This is a genomic window from [Clostridium] innocuum, assembly GCA_012317185.1.
Classification (GTDB): Bacteria; Bacillota_I; Bacilli_A; order Erysipelotrichales; family Erysipelotrichaceae; genus Clostridium_AQ; species Clostridium_AQ innocuum.
Window position 1 is genome coordinate 4,343,595 of the sequence record CP048838.1, and the last position, 21,952, is coordinate 4,365,546.

16 protein-coding genes and 1 pseudogene are annotated in these 21,952 nt (G+C 39.4%); 8 read left to right on the forward strand and 9 right to left on the reverse strand.

What is annotated here, in order from left to right:
* Window positions 1-13: 13 nt before the first annotated feature.
* Entirely contained in the window at window positions 14-1,408 is a 1,395-nt protein-coding gene (locus G4D54_21265; GenBank protein ID QJA04781.1) for an MATE family efflux transporter, read from the reverse strand.
* Window positions 1,409-1,573: 165 nt separating this feature from the next.
* On the opposite strand from G4D54_21265, the gene G4D54_21270 reads away from it, so the two are divergent.
* Window positions 1,574-2,563, forward strand: a complete 990-nt coding sequence (locus G4D54_21270) for a P1 family peptidase (GenBank protein QJA04782.1) — start codon at window positions 1,574-1,576, stop codon at window positions 2,561-2,563.
* 65 nt (window positions 2,564-2,628) lie between these two features.
* On the opposite strand, the gene G4D54_21275 is transcribed toward G4D54_21270, so the two are convergent.
* Entirely contained in the window at window positions 2,629-4,509 is a 1,881-nt protein-coding gene (locus G4D54_21275; protein QJA04783.1) for a DUF2075 domain-containing protein, read from the reverse strand.
* Window positions 4,510-4,646: 137 nt separating this feature from the next.
* On the opposite strand from G4D54_21275, the gene G4D54_21280 reads away from it, so the two are divergent.
* The 7 genes and pseudogenes from G4D54_21280 (at window position 4,647) to cas2 (ending at window position 12,945) form a co-directional block, all read left to right on the forward strand.
* Complete coding sequence (locus G4D54_21280; GenBank protein QJA04784.1) at window positions 4,647-7,013, forward strand: CRISPR-associated helicase/endonuclease Cas3; 2,367 nt, start codon at window positions 4,647-4,649, stop codon at window positions 7,011-7,013.
* A gap of 501 nt (window positions 7,014-7,514) precedes the next feature.
* Complete coding sequence (cas5c, locus tag G4D54_21285) at window positions 7,515-8,255, forward strand: type I-C CRISPR-associated protein Cas5 (protein QJA04785.1); 741 nt, start codon at window positions 7,515-7,517, stop codon at window positions 8,253-8,255.
* Entirely contained in the window at window positions 8,239-10,119 is a 1,881-nt protein-coding gene (gene cas8c, locus G4D54_21290) for a type I-C CRISPR-associated protein Cas8c/Csd1 (GenBank protein ID QJA04786.1), read from the forward strand. Before cas5c ends, cas8c begins: the two co-directional genes overlap by 17 nt.
* Window positions 10,116-10,961, forward strand: a complete 846-nt coding sequence (cas7c, locus tag G4D54_21295) for a type I-C CRISPR-associated protein Cas7/Csd2 (protein QJA04787.1) — start codon at window positions 10,116-10,118, stop codon at window positions 10,959-10,961. Before cas8c ends, cas7c begins: the two co-directional genes overlap by 4 nt.
* Window positions 10,951-11,616: a CRISPR-associated protein Cas4 gene (gene cas4 / locus G4D54_21300; protein ID QJA04788.1), complete on the forward strand. Its 666-nt coding sequence runs from the start codon at window positions 10,951-10,953 to the stop codon at window positions 11,614-11,616. The genes cas7c and cas4 overlap by 11 nt, the downstream gene beginning before the upstream one ends.
* Window positions 11,613-12,645 (forward strand): annotated as a pseudogene (cas1c, locus tag G4D54_21305) (type I-C CRISPR-associated endonuclease Cas1). Before cas4 ends, cas1c begins: the two are co-directional and overlap by 4 nt.
* A gap of 6 nt (window positions 12,646-12,651) precedes the next feature.
* Window positions 12,652-12,945, forward strand: a complete 294-nt coding sequence (cas2, locus tag G4D54_21310; protein ID QJA04789.1) for a CRISPR-associated endonuclease Cas2 — start codon at window positions 12,652-12,654, stop codon at window positions 12,943-12,945.
* Window positions 12,946-13,724: 779 nt separating this feature from the next.
* On the opposite strand, the gene G4D54_21315 is transcribed toward cas2, so the two are convergent.
* From G4D54_21315 to G4D54_21345, 7 genes are all read right to left on the reverse strand, one after another.
* Complete coding sequence (locus G4D54_21315) at window positions 13,725-14,405, reverse strand: DUF3307 domain-containing protein (protein QJA04790.1); 681 nt, start codon at window positions 14,403-14,405, stop codon at window positions 13,725-13,727.
* Window positions 14,398-15,261, reverse strand: coding sequence for a hypothetical protein (locus G4D54_21320; protein ID QJA05259.1), 864 nt, complete (start codon window positions 15,259-15,261; stop codon window positions 14,398-14,400). Before G4D54_21320 ends, G4D54_21315 begins: the two co-directional genes overlap by 8 nt.
* Before the next feature lie 125 nt (window positions 15,262-15,386).
* The gene (gene lysS / locus G4D54_21325) at window positions 15,387-16,871 is read right to left on the reverse strand and encodes a lysine--tRNA ligase (GenBank protein QJA04791.1); all 1,485 of its coding nucleotides are present in this window, start codon (window positions 16,869-16,871) and stop codon (window positions 15,387-15,389) included.
* Window positions 16,872-17,357: 486 nt separating this feature from the next.
* Entirely contained in the window at window positions 17,358-19,052 is a 1,695-nt protein-coding gene (locus G4D54_21330; protein ID QJA04792.1) for a M3 family oligoendopeptidase, read from the reverse strand.
* A 349-nt stretch (window positions 19,053-19,401) separates the two neighbouring features.
* The gene (gene dusB, locus G4D54_21335; protein ID QJA05260.1) at window positions 19,402-20,418 is read right to left on the reverse strand and encodes a tRNA dihydrouridine synthase DusB; all 1,017 of its coding nucleotides are present in this window, start codon (window positions 20,416-20,418) and stop codon (window positions 19,402-19,404) included.
* A complete protein-coding gene (gene hslO, locus G4D54_21340; GenBank protein ID QJA04793.1) occupies window positions 20,408-21,298 on the reverse strand; it encodes an Hsp33 family molecular chaperone HslO in 891 nt (296 codons plus the stop codon). Before hslO ends, dusB begins: the two co-directional genes overlap by 11 nt.
* A gap of 187 nt (window positions 21,299-21,485) precedes the next feature.
* Window positions 21,486-21,941 (reverse strand): pyridoxamine 5'-phosphate oxidase family protein, encoded by a 456-nt coding sequence (locus tag G4D54_21345; protein ID QJA04794.1) that lies wholly within the window; start codon window positions 21,939-21,941, stop codon window positions 21,486-21,488.
* Between the last annotated feature and the right edge of the window lie 11 nt (window positions 21,942-21,952).

Consider the following 21,952-nt stretch of genomic DNA (forward strand, 5'->3'; position numbering starts at 1 on the left):
GCATGGGTGCCCTTTATATTTCTTTTACAGTTTCTTCTGAAGGCTGTATCCTTTCTGTTTCTGTAAGAATCGCGGAGTGCTCCCAGCGATGTCTGAGATAAATGGCTTGTGCCAGTATACATTCAAAGATATTGCTGAGCAGCATTGCCAGCCATATTCCTGTAATGCCAAGGCTCGTAAAGCGATGAAACAGCAGAATCATCGGAATGCGAAATGCCCAAAGACGCATCATGGATAAGATAAAGGTATAATTCGTATGACCGGAGCCATTGAACACACCATCATTCAGGTTGATATACCATCCCATGAAAACACCGCACAGCAAGGCAAAGAATGCATATTCCTGTGTTAGCTCCATAAGCTGCGTAGATGCGTTTGGTACAAACAAATGTATAAACGGTGTGATTACGAGCATTCCGATAATGGTCAGAGTAGATGAGAAAAGTGTTGACAGCTTCATCGCTGTATGAAATGCCTTTCGTGCACGCTCTGTATTGCCGGCTCCCAGATTCTGACCGACAAAGGTTGCCAGTACAGCTCCAATCGACATGACGGGAATATAGGCAAGCGTCACCATTTTTGCGCCGACACCGTATGCCGATATGGCAACAGCACCATAGTAGACGATATATTTGTTCATGATGACAAAGCCCAGATTTTCAAGAAACTGGCCGCTTGCGGCAGGTATACAAAGCTTCAGTATGATTTTTCCATCCGCTGCATGAAACGGATATGCCCGAAAATCGATATGTACAGGAAAGGCTTTATCATGCAGACGCCGCCATGCAATCGGTACCATAACCAGCTTGGATACAACCGTGGCAATCGCAGCACCAAGGATACCGAAGTGAAAAACAAAAATGAATATCGGATCCAGAATAGCATTCAGCAGGGAAGCGCACATATTCAGCTTTACACCGGATCGGCTGTCCCCCGCACTCTGTCGCATTGCCATATAGAGGTTCAGCATAAGAAGGCCGATATAGTCAAAGGAAATTCCGAGCAGATATTGATAACTGGTATCATAAATTTCCTTCGGGGTATCCAGCCAGCTTAGAATCGGATGCAGCAGAAGCAGTGTTCCTATGCTCAGTACAATGGCAAAGCCTATCGCAAAGTATAGAAGAGCAGTAGCGAAACGACAGGCGTCCCCCTTTTGATTGGCCCCAAGCCGCGTGGATAGTAAAGCAATCGCAGCCGCACTAAGCCCCATGGCAACACTTTGTGCACACCACATAATAGGACCGACAAGCGAAACGGCGCCAACCTGAAGCTCACCAAGCTGTCCGACCCAGAAGGTATCAATGATATTGTAGAGGGAGTTGACCAGATTCAGCACGAACAGCGGTACAGCCATGCGCAGCAATGCCTTTGTCAGATTTCCCTGTAATATACCCTTTTCCTGCATTGGTATCTCCCCTTTCTGTATTGTTATATCATAGCATATTTTCTACCCTTCGCCTATAGATATAGAGGGGTGAAAAAATAAGAAGACGGTGTGTTTCATTCTTTTTCATAAATAAATGTTAAACAGTATGCTGCATGTGATATCCTTATAATGCGAGGTGAGTATATGAAAAAGGGTTATAGAAATAAGATAACGGATGTTAAAGGTGTCCGTGTCGGACATAAAACAATAGCGGCGGGTAACGTACAGACCGGTGTTACGGTAATCCTGCCGACAGAGGGTGATATTTTTCGTGAGAAGCTGACAGCTTCATGCCATGTGATCAATGGCTTTGGAAAGACCGGCGGATTGATACAGCTGGAGGAGCTTGGTGTACTGGAAAGTCCGATCGCATTGACAAATACGCTGTGTGTGGGGACTGTTCAGCAGGCATTGGTGCGCTATATGCTGCAGGATCATCCGGAAATCGGTACGACGAGCGGCACTGTGAATGTAGTGGTTGGGGAATGCAATGACGGATATCTGAATGATATACGGGCATGCAGCATTCAGGAGTCAAATGTATATGAGGCGATTGCGGATGCAGGGAAGGATTTTGCACTTGGGGCTGTGGGAGCAGGTCGCGGTATGAGTTGCTTCGAAATGAAGGGAGGTATCGGTTCCGCGTCAAGAGTGCTGGAATTAAATGGAGAAGAATATACGGTGGGGCTTCTCGTCTTATCTAATTTCGGATTAAAGAATGATTATATCAAGGAAAACGTATCCTTTCATGATTCTGTGAAGGAACAGGTGGAGCAGGGCAGTATTATAATAATCCTGGCAACAGATATACCTATGTCAGATAGACAGCTGAAGCGTGTATGCAAACGTATGCCGGTGGCACTCGCCCGCCTTGGTTCACATCTAGGAAATGGCAGTGGCGATATTGCGATTGCCTTTTCCACAGCAAATAAAATTCCTCATTCCGCTGATTGCTCATTTATATCGCAAACTATTCTTCATGAGCAGCAGATTGACAAGGTTTTCCGTGCTGGCATCGAAGCCTGTGAGGAAGCGATACAAAGCTCTCTGGACGCTGCGGAAACGGTAGTCGGAAGAGAGGGCCATTGCAGGTATAGCTTACAGGATACTGTAGCAGAAATGAAGAAAGGATAAGACTGTTAGTAAACAGTATCAAGAATGAGAAAGGGTGATGCTTGAAATTGCTTCACCCTTTTTGACTATGCATCTGCTATTGACATTTTGATGTACTTTTGCAGTTCTGAATCACAGCAATAGATATAGCACCCCTTCATCCCTCTTGTCATCAACGTGTAATACGTATTCAGTATAATCTGTCGTTCAATATGTTTTGCCTTCTCCGGATTCTCACGATACAGCTTTTTCAGCCCCTTTACAGAAGAATCCGTTTTCGCTCTCTGCCTGTAGTCAGTCACAAGCTCATTGTTTTCATAGCGAAGATCTTCACCAATAATAACTCCTACATAATCAAATTCAAGCCCCTGTGTAGTATGAATGCACCCTACTTGATGAACAGATCCCTGACTTATTGCATATGGATCACCAGCATCCAGATTCCAGCTCATTTTGAAATCACCAATTACAATGTCATCGTGATTCGGATCACTTCTGCCGGCTTTTTCCCACTCCCAGCAGTATCCCGCCAATATTCTGGCTTTCCCTGATTCATCATTTTTTTCACAAATCATAGCTCTTAATTCATTTGGATCATCAATGACACGAAAATCAAAGCTGATATCCTTGAAATTGAAATTTGCTGTTTCTTCCAGCTGCAGCATATTTCTTATCCAGGCAAGATATCCATCCGATCCGTTACAGCGAAACTGTGAATGTAATTCATATTGTATAACCTCTGCATTTTGTAGCTGTGCCTGTTTTTGAAACTCGGAGATACTTCCAAAATCACGAAAATGAACACGCTGATAGGAATCGATAAAGAAAACGGTAAAGAGTGATGAACTTATCAGCTCCTGTATCTGGTTTTCACCTTTTTGAAACATACCTGATTTTTCTCGTAATCTATGCGCTTCATCCACAATCAAAAAATCATAATCATTTGGTTGCTGCTGATAAAATTTATCCGGTGCAGCGAACAGTGATTTGATTTTGTTTTTCTTCATTTTCCCGGCAAGTCTATCTATATACACGTTGCGTGGAGCCGCATTCTTTGTTATATATTGTCCAAACATGTCTTCCTTCAGCAGATTCACCATCGCATTTACAGCAATCACGGACTTCCCTGTTCCTGAGCCGCCTTTTGCAATCATTACCCGTTTTCTTTTATCCTTTTGACATAATCTGGCCATATAAAGTATTTCTTCAAAGACCACTTTCTGTGTATCCAGCATTGTAAATTCCTGATTTCCATCCAGCATAGAAGAAATGCAGTCCTGAAGACTCTTGGAGGGTCGAATTCTACCATTTTCTATTAGATACAGTACCTCCTTATGATCACCTTGTTTTAAATGCTTTTTGATAAATTCCCGCAGTCTTGGAATCTCTCCCTGAGTGAATAATGGTGATTTTTCAATACATGCATTATAAATTGGATTTATGATATTTTGCTCTTTCTCTAAATCATAATTATGAAGATATGCACAGGGATACAGCTGTATGTCCTTTTTGCCTACTTCCTCAATATAATCATTCATATGCTGCACATAGGACCAGGCCTGATAACAAGGATGAACAACACGGTGTACCCCCTTCCCCAACGCTGTCATCACCTCGGTATTTATCAAATCATCGCGGTTAAATACCGTTTCCACACGTTCCCATTGCTTTAACTCAATGATAATAGCACTTGCTTTTCCGTTATGATCATATCCAGACATGATAAAATCTACACGCTTATTCGTTTTGGGAATATTGTATTCAATAGCTACTCCACAAGCATCCGGTATATGCGAATCATTTAATACCTTATACATATATTGAAGTGAATTTTTCCATGACATCACTTCTTTTTTACTCGTATGGATGTGCATATGCTCATAAAGCTTCTCCTCTAAAAGATGAGGTATTTTATCAAGGTCCATATCCATTCTGAAATCATATTTTGTCCCTTCGTATATTAACATATCTAATTACCTCCATAATTACAGGTTATTTTTAACATTCTCTTACATTATACCTCAGTTATCAATTTATTCAATGAAACATTGATATTGACACGTCTTTATGTAAGCGCTATTATTTAATGGACAGGGGTGGGAGTATGAACATATTGGCACATATAAATAATAAACAGGAAATGCAGTCATTACAGGAGCATAGTGTTAATACCTTTACAGCGATTAAAGAATACGCTGCTGCTAGAGGTCTGACAAATTGCATGAAGCTGATTGCTTTTTTGCATGACTGCGGCAAGGCTTCCAAGGAATTTCAGAAATACATAACAAAAGCAGCAATGGAAAATATATTTCTTCCCAAGGTTAATCATTCTTCAGCTGGTGCGCAGATTCTGCTTGAGGCGTGCAGATTTTATAATAATATGAGTGAGTGCCTGGTAAAACTCATGTTTGCAAATGCAATTGTTTCTCATCATGGATTATGTGATTTCATAAATGTGCATGGTGATAATGCTTTGCGCAGTCGGTGTTATCCGGAAAAATCATTAGACATGAACCACATTACTACCTTTATGAATGACTTTATTTCAACAGAGGAATTGGAAAAGCTTTTCCGTGCAGCGCATAAGGAAATTTCAGTCTATCTTGCTAATTTCATGAAGCAGAGAACAGTGAAAGATGCGAAGGACTATTATTTTTATATTGGAGCTTTACAACGACTTCTTATGTCTTTACTAATTCATGGAGATCGTGAAGATACCCGCAACTTCATGGAACAAACAAAAACAATCGTTTATACAGAAGATACTATATGGCAAGCAGCAACAGATAAGCTTGAGAGTCATTTAGCTGAGATAACTGCAAATTCCTCTTTCAATCCAATCAATGAATTGCGCGCCAGTATCTCTGATCAGTGTAAAGCATTTAGCAGCCATTCTCCTGGTATTTATCGTCTGTCCTGTCCAACTGGCTCAGGTAAAACACTCGCATCACTTCGTTATGCTCTGCATCATGCGAAAAAATACCATAAGAAGCATATCATTTATGTTGCACCCTTTAAGACCATATTAGAACAAAATGCGGAAGTGATGAAGCAATTTTTCAATGAAGATCTTGTTTTGGAGCATCATTCCAATATTATCCCATCTCAATATACAGATTATGATTACTATAGTTCTTCCTGGAATAAGCCCGTAATTTTGACGACAGCAGTTCGTCTGTTCGATGTGATGTTTAAAGATCGAACAACGGATGTACGCAGGTTTCATCAGTTAGCCGACTCTGTACTCATTATAGATGAAGCTCAGAAAATACCAGTTCAAACAATATCGATGTTTAATGAAATGATGAACTTTCTTGCTTATAATTGTAATACTACGGTGGTATTATGTACGGCAACACAGCCATTATTGGAAACTACCACCTATCCTATCAAGTTGGCTTCAGAATCTGAAATTGTAAAACAGACAAAGGAAATGCAGGAACAATTTAAGCGTGTCCATATAGAAGATGCCTGTCGCAGGGGCGGCTATTCAATTGCTGATTTATCAGATTTTATATTTCAAAAGCTGCAGCCCGGCTGCAGCATGCTGGTGATTGTCAATACAAAAGCAGAGGCACTAAATTTATATCGAGCTTGTGAGCAGCATCATGAAATAGACGGACTTCATCTATATCATTTATCTACTAGCATGTGTCCGGAGCATCGCCATCTTACATTGGAGGATTTAAAAGAGCATATGGAACAAAAAGATACTGTGTTGTGTATAGCGACTAATCTGATCGAAGCAGGAGTCGATATAGATTGTGATGTTGTCATACGTTCCCTATGCGGACTTGATAGTATTCTTCAGGCTGCTGGCAGATGCAATAGAAATGGTAAAAATTCAGAGTTAGGGACTGTCTATCTCATCAATTCCAATGAAGAACATATCGAAAAACTTAAGGATGTAAGAAAAGGACAGAATGAAACAGATATTTTATTATCACAACTACATGCTTCCAAAGAGGGAAACCGTGTGGATGAGCTTTTAACACTCCCCTTCATACGTCAGTATTATGATTCCTATTTGTTTGATCGCAGACAGGATACGGAATATTCAACAAAGATTGAGAATCGTAAAGTTTCCTTATTTGATCTATTTTCGCGAATAGGGAGTAAAAATGAATCTGATGATCTTGCTCATCCTTGTCTGGGGCACGCATTAAAGAGTGCGGGAGAAAAATTTGAAATGATTGATTCTCAGAGTATTGGTGTTTTGGTTCCGTACAAAGATGGCGAGAAATTGATTAATCAGCTGAATAGTTCCATTAGCAATGCAGAAAAGTATGCACTGCTTGATAAGACACAGCGCTTTATGGTGAATGTTTATGAACACAAGTATAAGGAGCTGGAGAAGGAAGATATGATTTATAAGCTTGAGTTTAACGGCATGCTGGTTTTGAGGGATGGGTTTTATAATAAGGATACAGGGTTGGAGGTTAGGAAGGAGTTGGAGGATATGTTTGTGTAAATAGAAAAAAGGCATTTAGCCTTTCCCTTAAACATCAATTCATAAATACGCAAATAAATTTAGATCCACAGTTTTAACTGACGTACTTATTATATGGTCAATAATTTAATAAGTCAAAGAAAATATAATAAATAACTGCACATTTATGAAAACACGAAGCACCTTTTAAATTTTATTACAATAAAATTTACATCTTCTTATTTGTGTATATAAAGCTGAAAGGATATAAGATCTACGATATCTAGTATTCAAAGAGTTTTATTCGAAGTTAGGAGGTGTGAACCGTAATCCATGAAAAAACTTTATAAAATGAGAGATGAAGATGATGCCTATGTGTTGCTACATAAAGGTTTTATGAATATAACCTTAAGGATTATAAATTGCTTAGTCATTGCACTCATCTATGTGCTCTTCAAATTGATTTAGATTTTAAATACAATATGATGTTTTTCAAACATCATATTGTATTTATAATAAATTCATTAGAAAGAAGGTGAAAAAATGCAAAAGAAAAACGAAATCACATTTAGCGTAAAAAGTAAATATACTCTTTTTTCAGATCCTCTCAATCGTGTATCTGGGGAGAAGTTTTCTTATCAAATCCCAACATATGAAGCATTAAAGGGAGTTGTTAAAAGTATTTACTTTAAGCCAACAATCAGCTGGATTATTGATGAAGTTCGCATTATGAATGAGATTCAATTCACAACACAAGGTATACGACCAATCAATTACCACGGAGGCAATACTCTCTCCTACTACACCTATTTAACAGATGTTGAATATCAGGTAAAAGCACACTTTGAATGGAATCTCCACCATGAAGAATTAGAACAAGATCGCAATGAGAATAAGCATTGGTTAATCGCAAAGCGCATGGTAAATCGTGGTGGACGCAGGGATGTATTTCTTGGTACACGTGAATGTCAAGCGTATGTAGAACCATGTGAATTTGGTGAAGGAAAAGGTTTTTATGATGACCATACCATAATACCATTCAGCACTATGGTACATGGATTTATCTACCCTGATGAATGGGTTTGTGAAGAAGAAAAAGATAAGTTGATTGCGACTTTTTGGACACCGGTTATGAAGAAAGGTATTATTACATTCATTCGTCCTGAACAATGTGCAATCAGGCGTATTGTAGGGACCGGTGATATCAAGAGATTTGAAAAAGATATTAATTTTAAGAGTGTTGATCAAGAGGAAGGAGGTGAATTGCATGAGTTGGGCGAGTAAATTACTAGAAACCTATGATATATGTCAGAGTGAAGTAGGTGAGGAAAGTGAAACAGGGATGTTATTACCGCTAAGCCATCTTACTACAAAAGCACAGATCGAAGTTGTTTTGGACGAAAATGGAAAGTTTATCCATGCAATAGAAATTCCTAATGATGATGCTGTCACTGTCATTCCTGTGACTGAGGATTCAGCGAGTAGATCAAGCGGTATTACGCCTCATCCTTTACACGATAAGCTAATTTATATCTCAAAAGATTATGCAGAATATACTGGCAAACGAAATGATCCGCATGTTCTTGCACATCAAAACCTTTTAAGGCAATGGGTTGATTCTTCTTACACACACACAAGTCTTGTGCCAATCTATCAATATCTCGAACAAGGAACACTGCTTTTTGACTTGATCTCCTGCGATATCTTAAAATTGGATGGAGAACAATTGGATAAGAAATATAAAATCCAGAAAACAGTTGTTCAAACAGAAGCTTTTGTCCGCTTTAAAATCAGAGGTAAACAAAAACGAATTGTTGAACCATGGTGTGACAAAATGTTATTCGATGCCTACCACAATTTCTATACCAGTCAACATACCGACGAGGATCTCTGCTATATAACTGGTAAAATGATGTATTGCACAGAAAAACATCCCGCTAAACTTCGTCAAGGAAAAGATAAAGCTAAGTTAATTTCTACTAATGATGCAAACGGTTTTACATATCGCGGCAGATTCGTTTCTAAAAAAGAAGCGATTTCCATCGGATATGAAACATCTCAGAAAATTCATAATGCTTTGCGATGGTTGATACAAAAACAGGCATATAAGCAAAATGGACAAACGATTTTGGTATGGAATGCACACTGTGATAACATTATGACGGCATTCGCATTAGACGAAAGCTTATTTCCTGCTTTACCGGACAAAGTAGATACAGAAGAAGATTTCGCACAACGTGTAAATAAAGCAATTGACGGTTATAGGAAGAATATCAGCGATCATAATGATAACATCGTCATCATGGCGATGGATGCTGCTACGATTGGTAGATTTTCAATAACCTACTATCAGGAAATAGATGCTTCTACATACTACAAACATCTACAGAACTGGTTTACATATTGTAGCTGGCCTCAATACTCAAAAGCTGATTATATGAGCGATGTAATGACCCCAATTCCCAGAGAAATCATTTCTTGTGCATATGGGACATTACGTGGTGCATTCTTTGAAGTAGATGATCAGTTGATGACGCTGCAGATGGGACGCTTACTGCCATGTATTTCTGAAGGGAAACCCATTCCGGATGATTTTATCATTCGACTTAACAATCAGATAAAGACCATGTCAACGAATACGAAGTATAACTGGAATAAATGTATCGGTATACTGTGTGCAGTATTCAAAAAATACTGTTACGATAGAGAAGGAGTGAATTGGAGTGTGAATATTATGGAAAACAAAAAATTAGCTAAATCAAATATCCCCTATTTATTAGGAAGAATTCTTGCAATATATGATGCAATTGAACAATATGCTTTAAACATTCAAAAGGAAGATCGTCCAACAAATGCAATGCGTTTATACGCACCATTTCAAGAGCATCCGTTTGTAACGCTCACTACGATTGATAAAAAAATCAGACCTTATGTTGAGAAACTAGGGAGAAAATGTGATTATCTTCTTTCAATGAAACAGGACTTAATGGAAGAGTTATATACAGAAATGGATATAGAAGCTGTAGAACACATCCAAAACTTAAATGCATATTTTGTCATTGGTTTTGATTGTCAGAGAAATGAAATCAAACGAATCAATACTGAAAGAAAAGAAAAAAATAAACAAAAGGAGGAGTCTAAATTATGACAACATTCACAAACAAAGTAGATTTCGCAGTTATTTTCACAGTTAACAAAGCTAACCCGAATGGTGATCCACTTTCTGGCAATCAACCTAGAATTGATTTTAAGGGATTTGGAGAAGTATCTGACGTATGCATGAAACGGAAAATTAGAAACCGTCTGCAGGATATGGGAGAAAATATCTTCGTCCAATCTGATGAAAGAAGCAATGATGGATTCAAGAGCTTAAGTGAACGTGCTTCCAATAATAAGGAATTAAAAGCGGTTTTAAAGGATCGTGAAGCTTATGCTTCAGCTGCCTGTAAACAATGGACTGATGTCAGAGCATTTGGGCAGGTCTTCGCATTTAAAGCGAATAATGTTTCTGTAGGTGTAAGAGGTCCTGTTTCTATAAGAACTGCAGAAAGTATCAATCCAGTTGTAACAACCGATATGCAGATAACAAAGAGTGTAAATAGTGAGCCATCCGAAAAGCGTTCCTCTGACACTATGGGAATGAAGCACCGTGTTGATTTTGGTTTATATGTATGTAAAGGAAGCATCAATCACCAGCTGGCAGAAAAAACAGGCTTCAGTGAAGAGGATGCTGAGAAAATCAAAGAAGCTTTATGTTCCCTGTTCATGAACGATGCATCCAGTGCTAGACCGGAAGGAAGCATGGAAGTTTGTAAGGTATATTGGTGGAAGCATAATTGTTTAGCAGGACAATACAGTTCAGCTAAAGTACACAATTCTTTAAAGGTTGAGGTAAAAAATGATGTGGATACGCCAAATTGCTTTGAAGATTTCACAATCACGTTATCTCCATTAGAAGGTCTAGAACCAGAAATTTATGATGGAATATAGTGAAGACGAATTTTTAATGCTTTCAGGTATACAACATTTTGCGTTTTGCCGCCGTCAATGGGCACTCATACATATTGAACAACAGTGGGCAGAGAATTACCGTACGATAGATGGTCAGATTTTTCATGAGAATGCACATAATGGTGCATTCTCTGAAACAAGAAATGGAATACTCATTCGTAGAGGACTCTCTGTATTTTCAAGGACTATGGGTATTAGTGGTAATTGTGATATTGTAGAATTTCATCCATCAGAAGAAGGCATTTCTATTTCAAAAGATTCTAAGCGCTATCTCCCTGTTCCTATTGAATATAAAAGAGGAGAGCCTAAACAATATCAAGCTGATGACTTACAGTTATGTGCACAGGCAATGTGTTTAGAAGAAATGCTTTTGTGTAAGATTGAAAAGGGCTGTCTATTTTATGGAGAAACAAGACGAAGAACTGAAGTGTTATTTTCTTCTGACATGCGCAGTACAGTCAAAGCATTTTGTGAAGAAATGCATAAACTGTATTTAAAGCAATATACTCCTAAAGTAAAAATATCTAAAAAATGCAATGCATGTTCTTTAAAAGATATCTGTCTTCCTAAACTGAATCAAAATCCTTCTGTTGATAAATACTTTGATAAATATTTAGGAGATAAAGGTATATGAAAAAACTTTTGAACACATTGTATATAACAACACCTAGGACTTATTTATCATTGGATGGTGAAAACATTATCGCCACAAAAGAAGATAAATCTGTGTCGAGGTTTCCCTTACATAACATTGAAGGGATTGTTGGATTTGGTTTTACAGGCGTAAGTCCTGCTCTTATGGGTAAATGTGCAGATATGGGAATATCGTTAACATTTATGACGATGCATGGAAGATTTCTTGCTAGAGTTGTTGGAGAGGAACGTGGAAACGTCCTGTTGCGGAAAGAACAATTCAGAATATCTGAATCAAGCGACAAACGTCTTGCATATGCAAAAAACATGATAACAGCAAAGCTAATCAATTCCAGAAATATATTACTTCGTGCCAAACGAGATTATGGTATGAGAATAGATGTTGAAAAAATCAAAACAGCAGCTGAAGCGATCAGATTATCTGCACATGAAGCTAGAAAAGCGGATTCTGCAGACTCTTTAAGAGGAATCGAAGGCAATGCAGCAAATTGTTACTTCCATGTATTTGATGATTTAGTTCTCCAACAGAAAAATGATTTCTATTTTCATGGTAGAAATAAACGACCTCCGTTAGATAATGTTAATGCTCTTCTTTCCTTTACCTATACACTTTTAGCAAAGGATGTCACATCAGCGCTTGAATCTGTTGGTTTAGATCCGTATGTTGGATTTTTACATATTGATTTTCCTGGACGCACCTCTTTAGCATTAGATTTAATGGAAGAATTACGCTCAATCCTGGCTGATCGTTTTGTTTTATCACTTATAAATATGAATATAGTAACTGCTGATGGATTTACAAAAACCGATAGTGGCGCTGTTTTATATGGATGATATGACTAGAAAAGCGGTTCTGTCTTCATGGCAAAAGAAAAAACAGGAAACGATAAAGCATCCATTCCTTGATCAAAAGATAGAGTGGGGTTTGGTTCCTTACGTTCAGGCGCTGTTACTTGCTAGAACAATTCGTGGTGATTTACCTGAATATCCACCGTTTTTATGGAAGTAATGAGAAATGCTTGTTATAATAACTTATGATGTCAACACCCAAAACAGCGCAGGTAAAAAAAGATTAAGGAACGTTGCTAAAGTATGTGTGAATTATGGTCAAAGGGTTCAAAATTCAGTTTTTGAATGTGTTATGGATCAAGCGAAATGCAGAGAGGTTAAACACAAGCTTACTGGATTAATTGATAAAGAACATGATAGTTTAAGATTTTACTATTTAGGTAACAATTACAAAAATAAAGTAGAACATATAGGAGTTAAGCCTAGCTTCAATGTTGAAGAAGATGTTTTGTTTATATGAATTATTTTGCGCGAACCGTAAGCTCACATGAAACCCTTGGGAGGTTCGCGCCTTAAAATTGCGTTTTATCGCATTTTGTAACAGCTTTTTCATTTTCAAAACATTCAATAGTTATGAAAAGAAATGATTTTGTTACAAACGTCTTAAAATGCAATGATTTTCACTGTCTAGCCTCCCTGAGGCTAGTGGATTTAAATTGAAGATTTTAATTGCGATGTAAAGAAAGACCGACGGTCTAGCCTCCCTGAGGCTAGTGGATTTAAATTACTTTTAGCAATCGTACAGATACCTGAATAATCTGAGTCTAGCCTCCCTGAGGCTAGACATTTTAAGCTTAGACAAAAAAGCACAGCACTCCTTCTAATGCTGTATTTTATAAAATCCTACTTATTCTTCATATATGGTATGACTTTAGTAAATCATTGAAACCTCCAAAAAACCTTTATTTATCGTACTTTCGCAAGTTTCAAAAAGTATATTCCATTGAATTTATCGTTTTCACGGAAAATTTAGTCTTTTATATATGCCTATCTGTGAGGTGTAGTGTACCTTATGTAATTGTATCGGATTATGAGTAATCCAACGAGGAAATGATAGAAGTGAGACACTCTACATAAAGTTCCATCAATTCCTGTTTTGCAAGTGAATCAGCGTTACTGCAAATTTATTAGCCATTTAAATCTGGATATTTTATTCTATAACGCATACAGTGATGAAGTATATGAAGGTTACATAAAAATATGTACAGAAAAAGAATATATTGATGTGTGTCTTCCTTTTTAAGTGCTTAAAAACTTAATGAGTGCAAAGCAGCATAAAGCTCCAATTGTACTTAATAATGTTCCTATTAAGTACTTTTCTTGAAAATGATTTTTATTATTATTGATATCCTTATATCTAACTAAAGTTTTTGCAGCAATAATAAAACCTATGGTAGAAATAGAATCAAAGATACATAATAAAAAAATTATAATTCTCTCTAAATATCCTATATACGTACCAATTTTTAACTCATGATTACTTTTCTCTTCTTTGAAGATAACTTTAAAGGCCAATGAAATCAATACGCCAGTTGGTTTCACTAATATTAATATCGCTAAAATTGATATTAAAGCCATATTGGATAATATGATTGTTAAATTCATATATGACGAACATAAATAAATAATGAATATATGTATAAACTGGTCACTGCAAAATATTAAGCACTCTTTTTCTTTGTATTTATTTTTCAGTTTAACAGAGCAAACATCGATTAACAGATGAGATAATGTGATTATTATCAATAAGGATACATTTATTTTAAAATAGATAAAAAGTAAAACAAAAGGTATTGAATAAATAATTGAATGTATCAGCATAAAAGTGTTTAAGTTTTCTTTATTCTTTGCTACTTCATCACTTTGCAAATAAAAATCTCCAACAACATGGAAAATAATAAATAATAACATATTATGCATTATCAAGCTCCTCAATCAGCCAACAAGCAACAGAAAAATCAATTTTTCTATTTTCATCTATATTTCCTAAGCGAATATGTTTATCAATATTTTGACGTGTAGTTCCTAATATTTCTGAAATCATTGTAGACATTCCCTTCTTCCATGTATTTTCCACTAACATATTACTATCCTCTAAAAGTTTGCGTAATGGCATAAAATTTACTTGACCAATATCATTTGAAATAACTATGTTGTTTTTCAATTCTCCCTTAGGAGAACTTCCGATTCTTGCATAACTCAAAGACTGCACAGGTACTATATTAGCTTTCATCTCTAATATAAAATTTAATTGGTCTTTAAATTCAATGTACGAAACCATAATGTTTTCATCAAAAATTGGATATAATAATTCGGCAATTAATTTAACATTTTGTACATTCACCGATTGTTGTCTTTGAAGCAGCTGTGACGAGTATAACATTGCATTCAAATATTTATCCTTTTTTGTTTTCGTATTTATTCTAATTCCAAAACTATTTTTACCAGAAAAACTTTCTATAGCATATCTAGCATTATGATATACTTCACCGTCTAATTCGGATGATTTCCAATTTTCATTATCAAATGCTAATTCTCCATATCCAATTCCTGCCCTAATTTTTACTGGATAACAAATCATCATGCAAAACCGAACACATAAATACGCTGCCAATGGTTCATAAAACAAGCCTTGAATTTCATCCCCTGCACTAAACATTAATGGTTTCTTTAAAGATTTATAAAATATTTTATTCAAGTACACAATAATACATTTCATAAATTCTTGGATTTCATTACGATTTTTATATTTCCTAGAATCAACTATGTCGATCATAATAGAACAATACTTTTTATTTGACAATGTCTTCACCTCTTAAATCAAGTATATAGTAAATAGAAAAACAACGCAACCCAAATAGGTTGCGTTATTTAATCGCATCCTATTTGGGTTGCGTTACTTTATTTGTTAAGACGCATGTGTGGGAACAGCAACACTTCCCGTATCGTCTGTGAATTTGTCAACAGCATCACCAGTCTGTCAATTCCCAATCCAACACCACCGGTTGGCGGCAGACCATACTCCAATGCCTCCACATAATCCGTATCCATCTCATTTGCTTCATCATCCCCCAGATCACGCAGCTTCAGCTGATTCTCAAAACGCTCTCTTTGATCAATCGGATCATTCAGCTCAGAGAATGCATTCGCATACTCATGCCCGTCAATAAACAGCTCATAGCGATCCGCAAATCTAGGATCCTGCGCATTCTTCTTCGCAAGCGGACTGATTTCCACCGGATGCCCATATACATATGTTGGCTGAATCAGCGTTTCCTCAACATACTTCTCAAAAAACAGATTGATAATATGTCCGACACTGTTATGCTTCTTCTCAACCTCAATATCATGCTCCTTCGCAATTGCACATGCATCCGCAAAGCTCATCTCCTGCCAGAAATCAACACCGCATGCTTCCTTGATACCATCCACCATATGTAATCTCTTAAACGGTGCCTTCAAAGAAATCGTCTTATCCTGCCACTCGATTTCTGTGGTACCGCATACCTTCTCTGCCACATGATTCAACAGACCTTCCACCAGATCCATCATCCCGCTCAGATCAGAATATGCCACATAGGCCTCCACCGTTGTAAACTCCGGATTGTGTGTAGCATCCATTCCCTCATTACGGAATAATCTGCCAATCTCATATACACCCTCAAGGCCACCGACGATCAGTCTCTTCAAAGGCAGCTCTGTTGCGATACGCAGATAAAACGGCATATCCAGTGTATTGTGATGCGTCACGAACGGTCTTGCACTTGCTCCACCCAGAATCGGCTGCAGCACCGGTGTCTCCACCTCAACCAAGCCTTCATTATCCAGATAATTCTGAATAGCACGGATAATTCTAGGTCTTGTCAATGCGATACGCTTGCTGTTTTCATTGGTAATCAAGTCCACATAACGGCGGCGGAAACGCTCCTCCACATCCTGTAAGCCATGATACTTCTCAGGAAGCGGGCGCAGTGCCTTCGTCAGATGCGTATACACCTCGGCCTTTACAGAAAGCTCTCCATGATTTGTCTTCATGACCTTTCCTTCAATTCCTACAATATCTCCAAGATCCGACTTCTTGAACACCTCATAGGCCTCTTCACCGATGACATCCTTACGAACATAAATCTGAATCTGTCCGTCGATATCCTGAATATGCATGAAGCCGGCCTTTCCCTGACGTCTCTTCGTCATGATACGTCCCGCAATTTTCACTGTCAGATCTTTTTCTTCCAGCTCTTCCTTCGTACAGTCTTCATATGCTGCACGTATTTCTCCGGATTTGTGTGTTCTCTGATATGCATGCCCGAACGGCTCGATGCCCATGGCACGCAGATCTTCCATTTTCTGTCGACGGATAACTTCCTGTTCAGTTAACTTTTCCATAATCTGCTCCTTTTCTATTTCCATATAAAAAGCTCTCTTCCAACATAGGGACGAGAGCTTCATCGTGGTACCACCCTAATTCGCCGGCAGGTTTCCCCGCGCAGCCTTAGTGACTGTGTTTCAAGTCTCTTCGTAACGTGAAGGAAACGTCCTGATCGGAAAGCTCCAAGTCTTTATTTCCTGCAGGTTCCACTGCTGCACTCTCACCAAACGTGCATACTCTCTGAAAGCTTTCACAAACAGTACTCTCTTATCACAGCCATATTTACGATTATGATTATATAGACAAACCCTGCCTTTGTCAATCGAAAACTCCTTAAAATTACCGATAAAACAAGGCTTTCCATGATTCCTTCCTTATGGTGAAAGGTTTACGAATACCATGTGGATGACAAGCCCTTCAAATGCTTCAGCACTTCATACAAGCCCTTCAGCTATTGCTGTCGGCACGCCATTTCAAGAATATGCAGCTTCCCGTTACCGGCATCAAAGTGCTTTGTCATCCACCTGATCCAGATAGCTGCGCACTGCCTTCATGACATCCTTTAAGCACCCATCCGCAAATGGAACCTTCAGATTCGCTGCCGCAACGATTTGCGTGAATGTCTTCGTTCCACCAATCTGACAGATGCGATAATAGTCCTCAAATGCGTTTTCATCCTTCTGATACAGACGATACCAGAACTGCAATGCACACACCTGTGCCAGTGTATAATCAATATAATAGAACGGTGTCATAAAGATATGACTCTGACGGAACCACCATCCTCCATTCTCCAGAAATTCACAGTCCGTATAATCCTTATGCGGCAGATACTGTTTTTCCAGTCTTCTCCAGGTCTGCCGTCTTTCCGCCGGAGTCATTTCCGGATGCTCATACACCTCATGCTGGAAATGATCCACCAGAACGCCGTAAGGGATGAACTTAGCGGCTCCACCAAGATGAAGGAATCGATACTTGTCCGCATCCTCCTCAAAGAAGGTCTCCATCCACGGCCATGTAAAGAATTCCATACTCATAGAGTGAATTTCACAGCTCTCATAGGTTGGCCAGATACACTCCACCGGTCGGATTCCCATGGAAGTAAACACCTGGAAGGCATGCCCTGCCTCATGAGTGAGAACCTCCGCATCATGGCTTGTCTTATTAAAATTACTGAAAATAAACGGAGAGCGATCTTCGGCAAACACGGTGCAATAGCCTCCGCCTGCCTTTCCCTTTTTACTGTCAAGATCCAGCAGGTCATGCTCCACCATAAAATCAAAGAACGTTCCACAGCGTTCATCCAGCTCATGATACATTGTGTTTGCGCGTGCAATCATTTCCTGTGTATCGTATTTCGGTGTCGGGTTGCCGCTTGCAAATTCGTATTTTTCATCGTATACGTGCAGCCTGTCATAGCCTAAACGTTCCCGCTGCCGTTCATATAATGCATTGCATAACGGTACAACATCCTCCAGAACCTGCCGGCGGTAATTTGCCACATCCTCCTGCTTGTAATCAAAGCGGCACTGCAGCATATATGCCAGCTCAACATAATTCTTATAGCCCAGCTTTTTCGCCATGCGATCGCGTACCTTAACCATGCGGTCATATAAATCATCAATCTCATCCTGGTGTGACTGCATCCATCCCCAGTATGCCTGGGTGGCTCGTTTACGAATGTCACGATCATCACATTCCATCTTTACACCAAGCTCTGATAGGGTATAGATATCACCATCGAAGGGAATCTGCGCACTGGCTATCAGCTTCTGATAACTGCTCTGCAAACGGTTTTCCTCCTGCAGCTCTTCGATTATTTCATCACAAAAGCTCTTCTGTGCAAACTCCGCAAGCAGGAAATAGGTTTCCGGAACATCCTTTTTCAATTCCTCCGCAAACGGTGAAGCCAGCACCTCTTTGTCAAACGCCGTTGTCAGGGACTTCATCTTCGGCATTGCCTCGTCCCAGTAATCGTTTTCCTTCTGATAAAAGGCATCGTTTGTATTGATCGTATAGCGGACATAACAGATATTATACATCGTATCCAGATGCTCAAATGCCCGTTTCCCCTCATCAAAAGCTTTCTTGAAGCTTTGATAGTCCTTTGCTTCCTTCAGCCTGGTGCCTGCCTGCTGCATTGCCTCTGCATAAGCCTCAAAGCTGTAACGCTCATAGTTATAATCCTTAAATTTCATGCTATCACCTCATCAATCATTATACGAGATATTTCATGTAAAAGATATCCAAACAATGTGAAAATATGTCTCTTTCCTTTTGTTTATTGGATATGTACACACATATACTGATCCCTTCGTGCAAATAAAGAGAGTATTGACCATGGAAAACCACGGCGGTTTTCAACAGATAAACAGGAATACATGCTGGGGCATTATCCCATATACCTCCTGATGATAAAATTGTTAGTAACTAAGGTATATGGATAAAAGATCTGATTCTTCCATACCGCAATGTAAAAAGAAAAACCGTCTGAAACGGATGGCATAACAAAGCACAGCGATATCTGCCCGGCTATGAAGCACCATCTCAACGGTTCCCCTGTTTATACTGTTCCTGTATTCTAGCATACTCTGCTTCATATGCGGATAATATGCTTTGCATTTCCTCGTAGGTTTCGATTTTGCTCAGCTGATCCTTGAGCTGATGGCTCTTTGGCAGCCCCTTTACATACCATGCAGCATGTCCGCGCATTTCTCGAATACCGACGAATTCACCCTTCAGATTACACAGGCGTTTTGCGTGCAGTCTGGCCATTGCGAACGTTTCCTCCAGCGTTACCTCCGGCATATGCTTACCGCATTCCAGATAATGGGCAATATCCTTGATCAGCCAGGGATCCCCCAAAACACCGCGGCCGATCATGACAGCATCACAGCCGGTTTCCTTCAGCATCCGCTTAGCATCCTCACCACTTCGCACATCGCCGTTCCCCATTACGGGAATGGATACAGCTTCCTTCACCTTTTTGATATAAGACCAATCTGCAGTCCCTTCATACATCTGTTTTCTGGTACGTCCATGCACGGCAAGTGCCTGTACTCCGACAGCCTCCAGTCCTCTGGCAAGCTCCAGACATGTAATCTGATCCAAATCCCAGCCGATCCGCATTTTCACGGTGACCGGTTTTTTCACACTCTGAATAACCGCCCTGCTCATTTCCACAGCATGATCAACATCCTTCATCAGAGCGCTTCCCGCAAAGGATTTCACAATTTTTGTGACAGGACATCCCATATTGATATCAATGATATCACAATCGGTTTTTTCATCCAGAAATTTTGCGGCATATACCATTGTCTCTATATCATGTCCGAAAATCTGCATGGCCAAAGGATGCTCCTGTTCCTCGACATCCGTCATACCTACTGTTTTTTCATTATCATAATACAGCGCCTTATCCGAAACCATCTCTGTATAAATAAGACCGGCACCGAATTCCTTGCAGATTACACGAAAGGCAGGATTGGATATCCCTGCCATCGGTGCGATTACCACCTGATTCGGTATTACAATATCTCTGATTTTCCAGCTGTTATTTGGCATGTGCATCCATAAACCTTTCCAGCTCCAGAAGCTCTTCCTCGCTGAATTGATATTTCTCTCCACAGAAATTGCAGGTAATCTCACAGCCGTGATCCTCTTCGATCATCTGCTGGCGTTCCTCCTTTGGAAGGGTTGTCAGAACACGCTTCATAGTTGCACGATCACATTTACAGCGGAATTCAATATCCTGTCCTGTCAGGATTCTGACATCGTCAAACAGATCACGTAGAATATCCTCCAGACTTTCATATTCCTGAATCATCGTGGACATATGCCTTAGATTTGCTACAATCTGTTCCACCTTTACGATATCCTCTTCCTCTGCATCCGGAAGCATCTGGATAATCATGCCGCCTGCGGAAAGAATGGAATTATCGGTATCAACCAGTACACCGACACTGACTGCGGACGGTGTCTGTTCACTTGCGGTAAAATAGTAGGCAAAGTCATCACCGATTTCACCACTCTGCAGAGCAACGGTACCGCTCCAGTTTTCCTTCATGTTCATATCCTTCACAACTTCCAGATATCCGTCTTTTCCCACAGCAGCTCCGACCGCCAGTTTTCCGGTATCATTGTATTGCAGCATGATATGCGGGTCACTCACAAAGCCGCGCACATGACCGTCACTGTAGGCATCTACCAGAATGGTACCGATGGGACCTCCGCCGTTGATGCGAATCGTAATCTGTTCCTGTGCTGTTTTCAGCATGCTTCCCATCATGGAACCCACAGTTAATACGCGTCCCAGGGCAGCCGCACTTGTCGGCCATAAATCAAAACGTTTTCTTGCTTCCTCCACCATATGCGTAGAAGAGCATATATAGATTCTCACATGCTCATTGCACGCAAGCGCCTTTACTAAATAATCTTTCATCATAGAAATCACTCCCTGCCTTACAGGCAACTGTAGTATACCACAAAAACCTGCAGAATGAGAAGAAAATCGACTTCGTTATACTGTTGTGTACGTTGAATACTGCAGGCAAGGAAAAAGAGGGTGAATGTATCTGATATATAGAAAAAGGTACAGTATTATCTAATCCTGTACCCGTCGTATGCATACGTTAATCGTACGGCTTGATTTCCACTGTCTTTTTATCAAAGTCTAGGAAGATCTGAAACGCATTGCGGTTCTCATCCTCATCCCATATTTCCACGAATCGCGGGGTTACCTCAATCAGAATCTCCGTATCCTCATGGCTGTATGCATTATAGCTCTGCCACAGATATTTCTTATACAAGGCTTCAAACCTTCTTCCCGGCTCGTCCACGACAAGCCCCTTGTTTACGGCGATTCCCTCTACCTGAACGCCACCTGTGCAGAGTGCCACCTGCGGGTTCCGATACAGCTGCTGTGTCTTGCGGAAATTCTTATCGGTCTTGAAATAGATTTTCCCATCATAAAACAGACAGCTTACATTACGCACCATGACGTAATCATTAACGCTGGAGCCAAGTGCCATAATTTTGGAATCTCCCAGCTTGTGAAACAGCAATGCTACTCCTTCTTCAAATGTCATCTTCTTTTCCT

What these genes read in the sequence shown, in the direction of transcription:
- hslO (QJA04793.1), bottom strand. Translation starts at nt 21,298, where the DNA reads ATGATGAAAGATTATTTAGTAAAGGCGCTTGCGTGCAATGAGCATGTG.
- cas2 (QJA04789.1), top strand. Translation starts at nt 12,652, where the DNA reads ATGCTTGTTATAATAACTTATGATGTCAACACCCAAAACAGCGCAGGT.
- G4D54_21265 (QJA04781.1), bottom strand. Translation starts at nt 1,408, where the DNA reads ATGCAGGAAAAGGGTATATTACAGGGAAATCTGACAAAGGCATTGCTG.
- cas7c (QJA04787.1), top strand. Translation starts at nt 10,116, where the DNA reads ATGACAACATTCACAAACAAAGTAGATTTCGCAGTTATTTTCACAGTT.
- G4D54_21280 (QJA04784.1), top strand. Translation starts at nt 4,647, where the DNA reads ATGAACATATTGGCACATATAAATAATAAACAGGAAATGCAGTCATTA.
- dusB (QJA05260.1), bottom strand. Translation starts at nt 20,418, where the DNA reads ATGCCAAATAACAGCTGGAAAATCAGAGATATTGTAATACCGAATCAG.
- G4D54_21270 (QJA04782.1), top strand. Translation starts at nt 1,574, where the DNA reads ATGAAAAAGGGTTATAGAAATAAGATAACGGATGTTAAAGGTGTCCGT.
- G4D54_21315 (QJA04790.1), bottom strand. Translation starts at nt 14,405, where the DNA reads ATGCATAATATGTTATTATTTATTATTTTCCATGTTGTTGGAGATTTT.
- G4D54_21330 (QJA04792.1), bottom strand. Translation starts at nt 19,052, where the DNA reads ATGAAATTTAAGGATTATAACTATGAGCGTTACAGCTTTGAGGCTTAT.
- G4D54_21320 (QJA05259.1), bottom strand. Translation starts at nt 15,261, where the DNA reads ATGATCGACATAGTTGATTCTAGGAAATATAAAAATCGTAATGAAATC.
- G4D54_21275 (QJA04783.1), bottom strand. Translation starts at nt 4,509, where the DNA reads ATGTTAATATACGAAGGGACAAAATATGATTTCAGAATGGATATGGAC.
- cas4 (QJA04788.1), top strand. Translation starts at nt 10,951, where the DNA reads ATGGAATATAGTGAAGACGAATTTTTAATGCTTTCAGGTATACAACAT.
- cas8c (QJA04786.1), top strand. Translation starts at nt 8,239, where the DNA reads ATGAGTTGGGCGAGTAAATTACTAGAAACCTATGATATATGTCAGAGT.
- cas5c (QJA04785.1), top strand. Translation starts at nt 7,515, where the DNA reads ATGCAAAAGAAAAACGAAATCACATTTAGCGTAAAAAGTAAATATACT.
- G4D54_21345 (QJA04794.1), bottom strand. Translation starts at nt 21,941, where the DNA reads ATGACATTTGAAGAAGGAGTAGCATTGCTGTTTCACAAGCTGGGAGAT.
- lysS (QJA04791.1), bottom strand. Translation starts at nt 16,871, where the DNA reads ATGGAAAAGTTAACTGAACAGGAAGTTATCCGTCGACAGAAAATGGAA.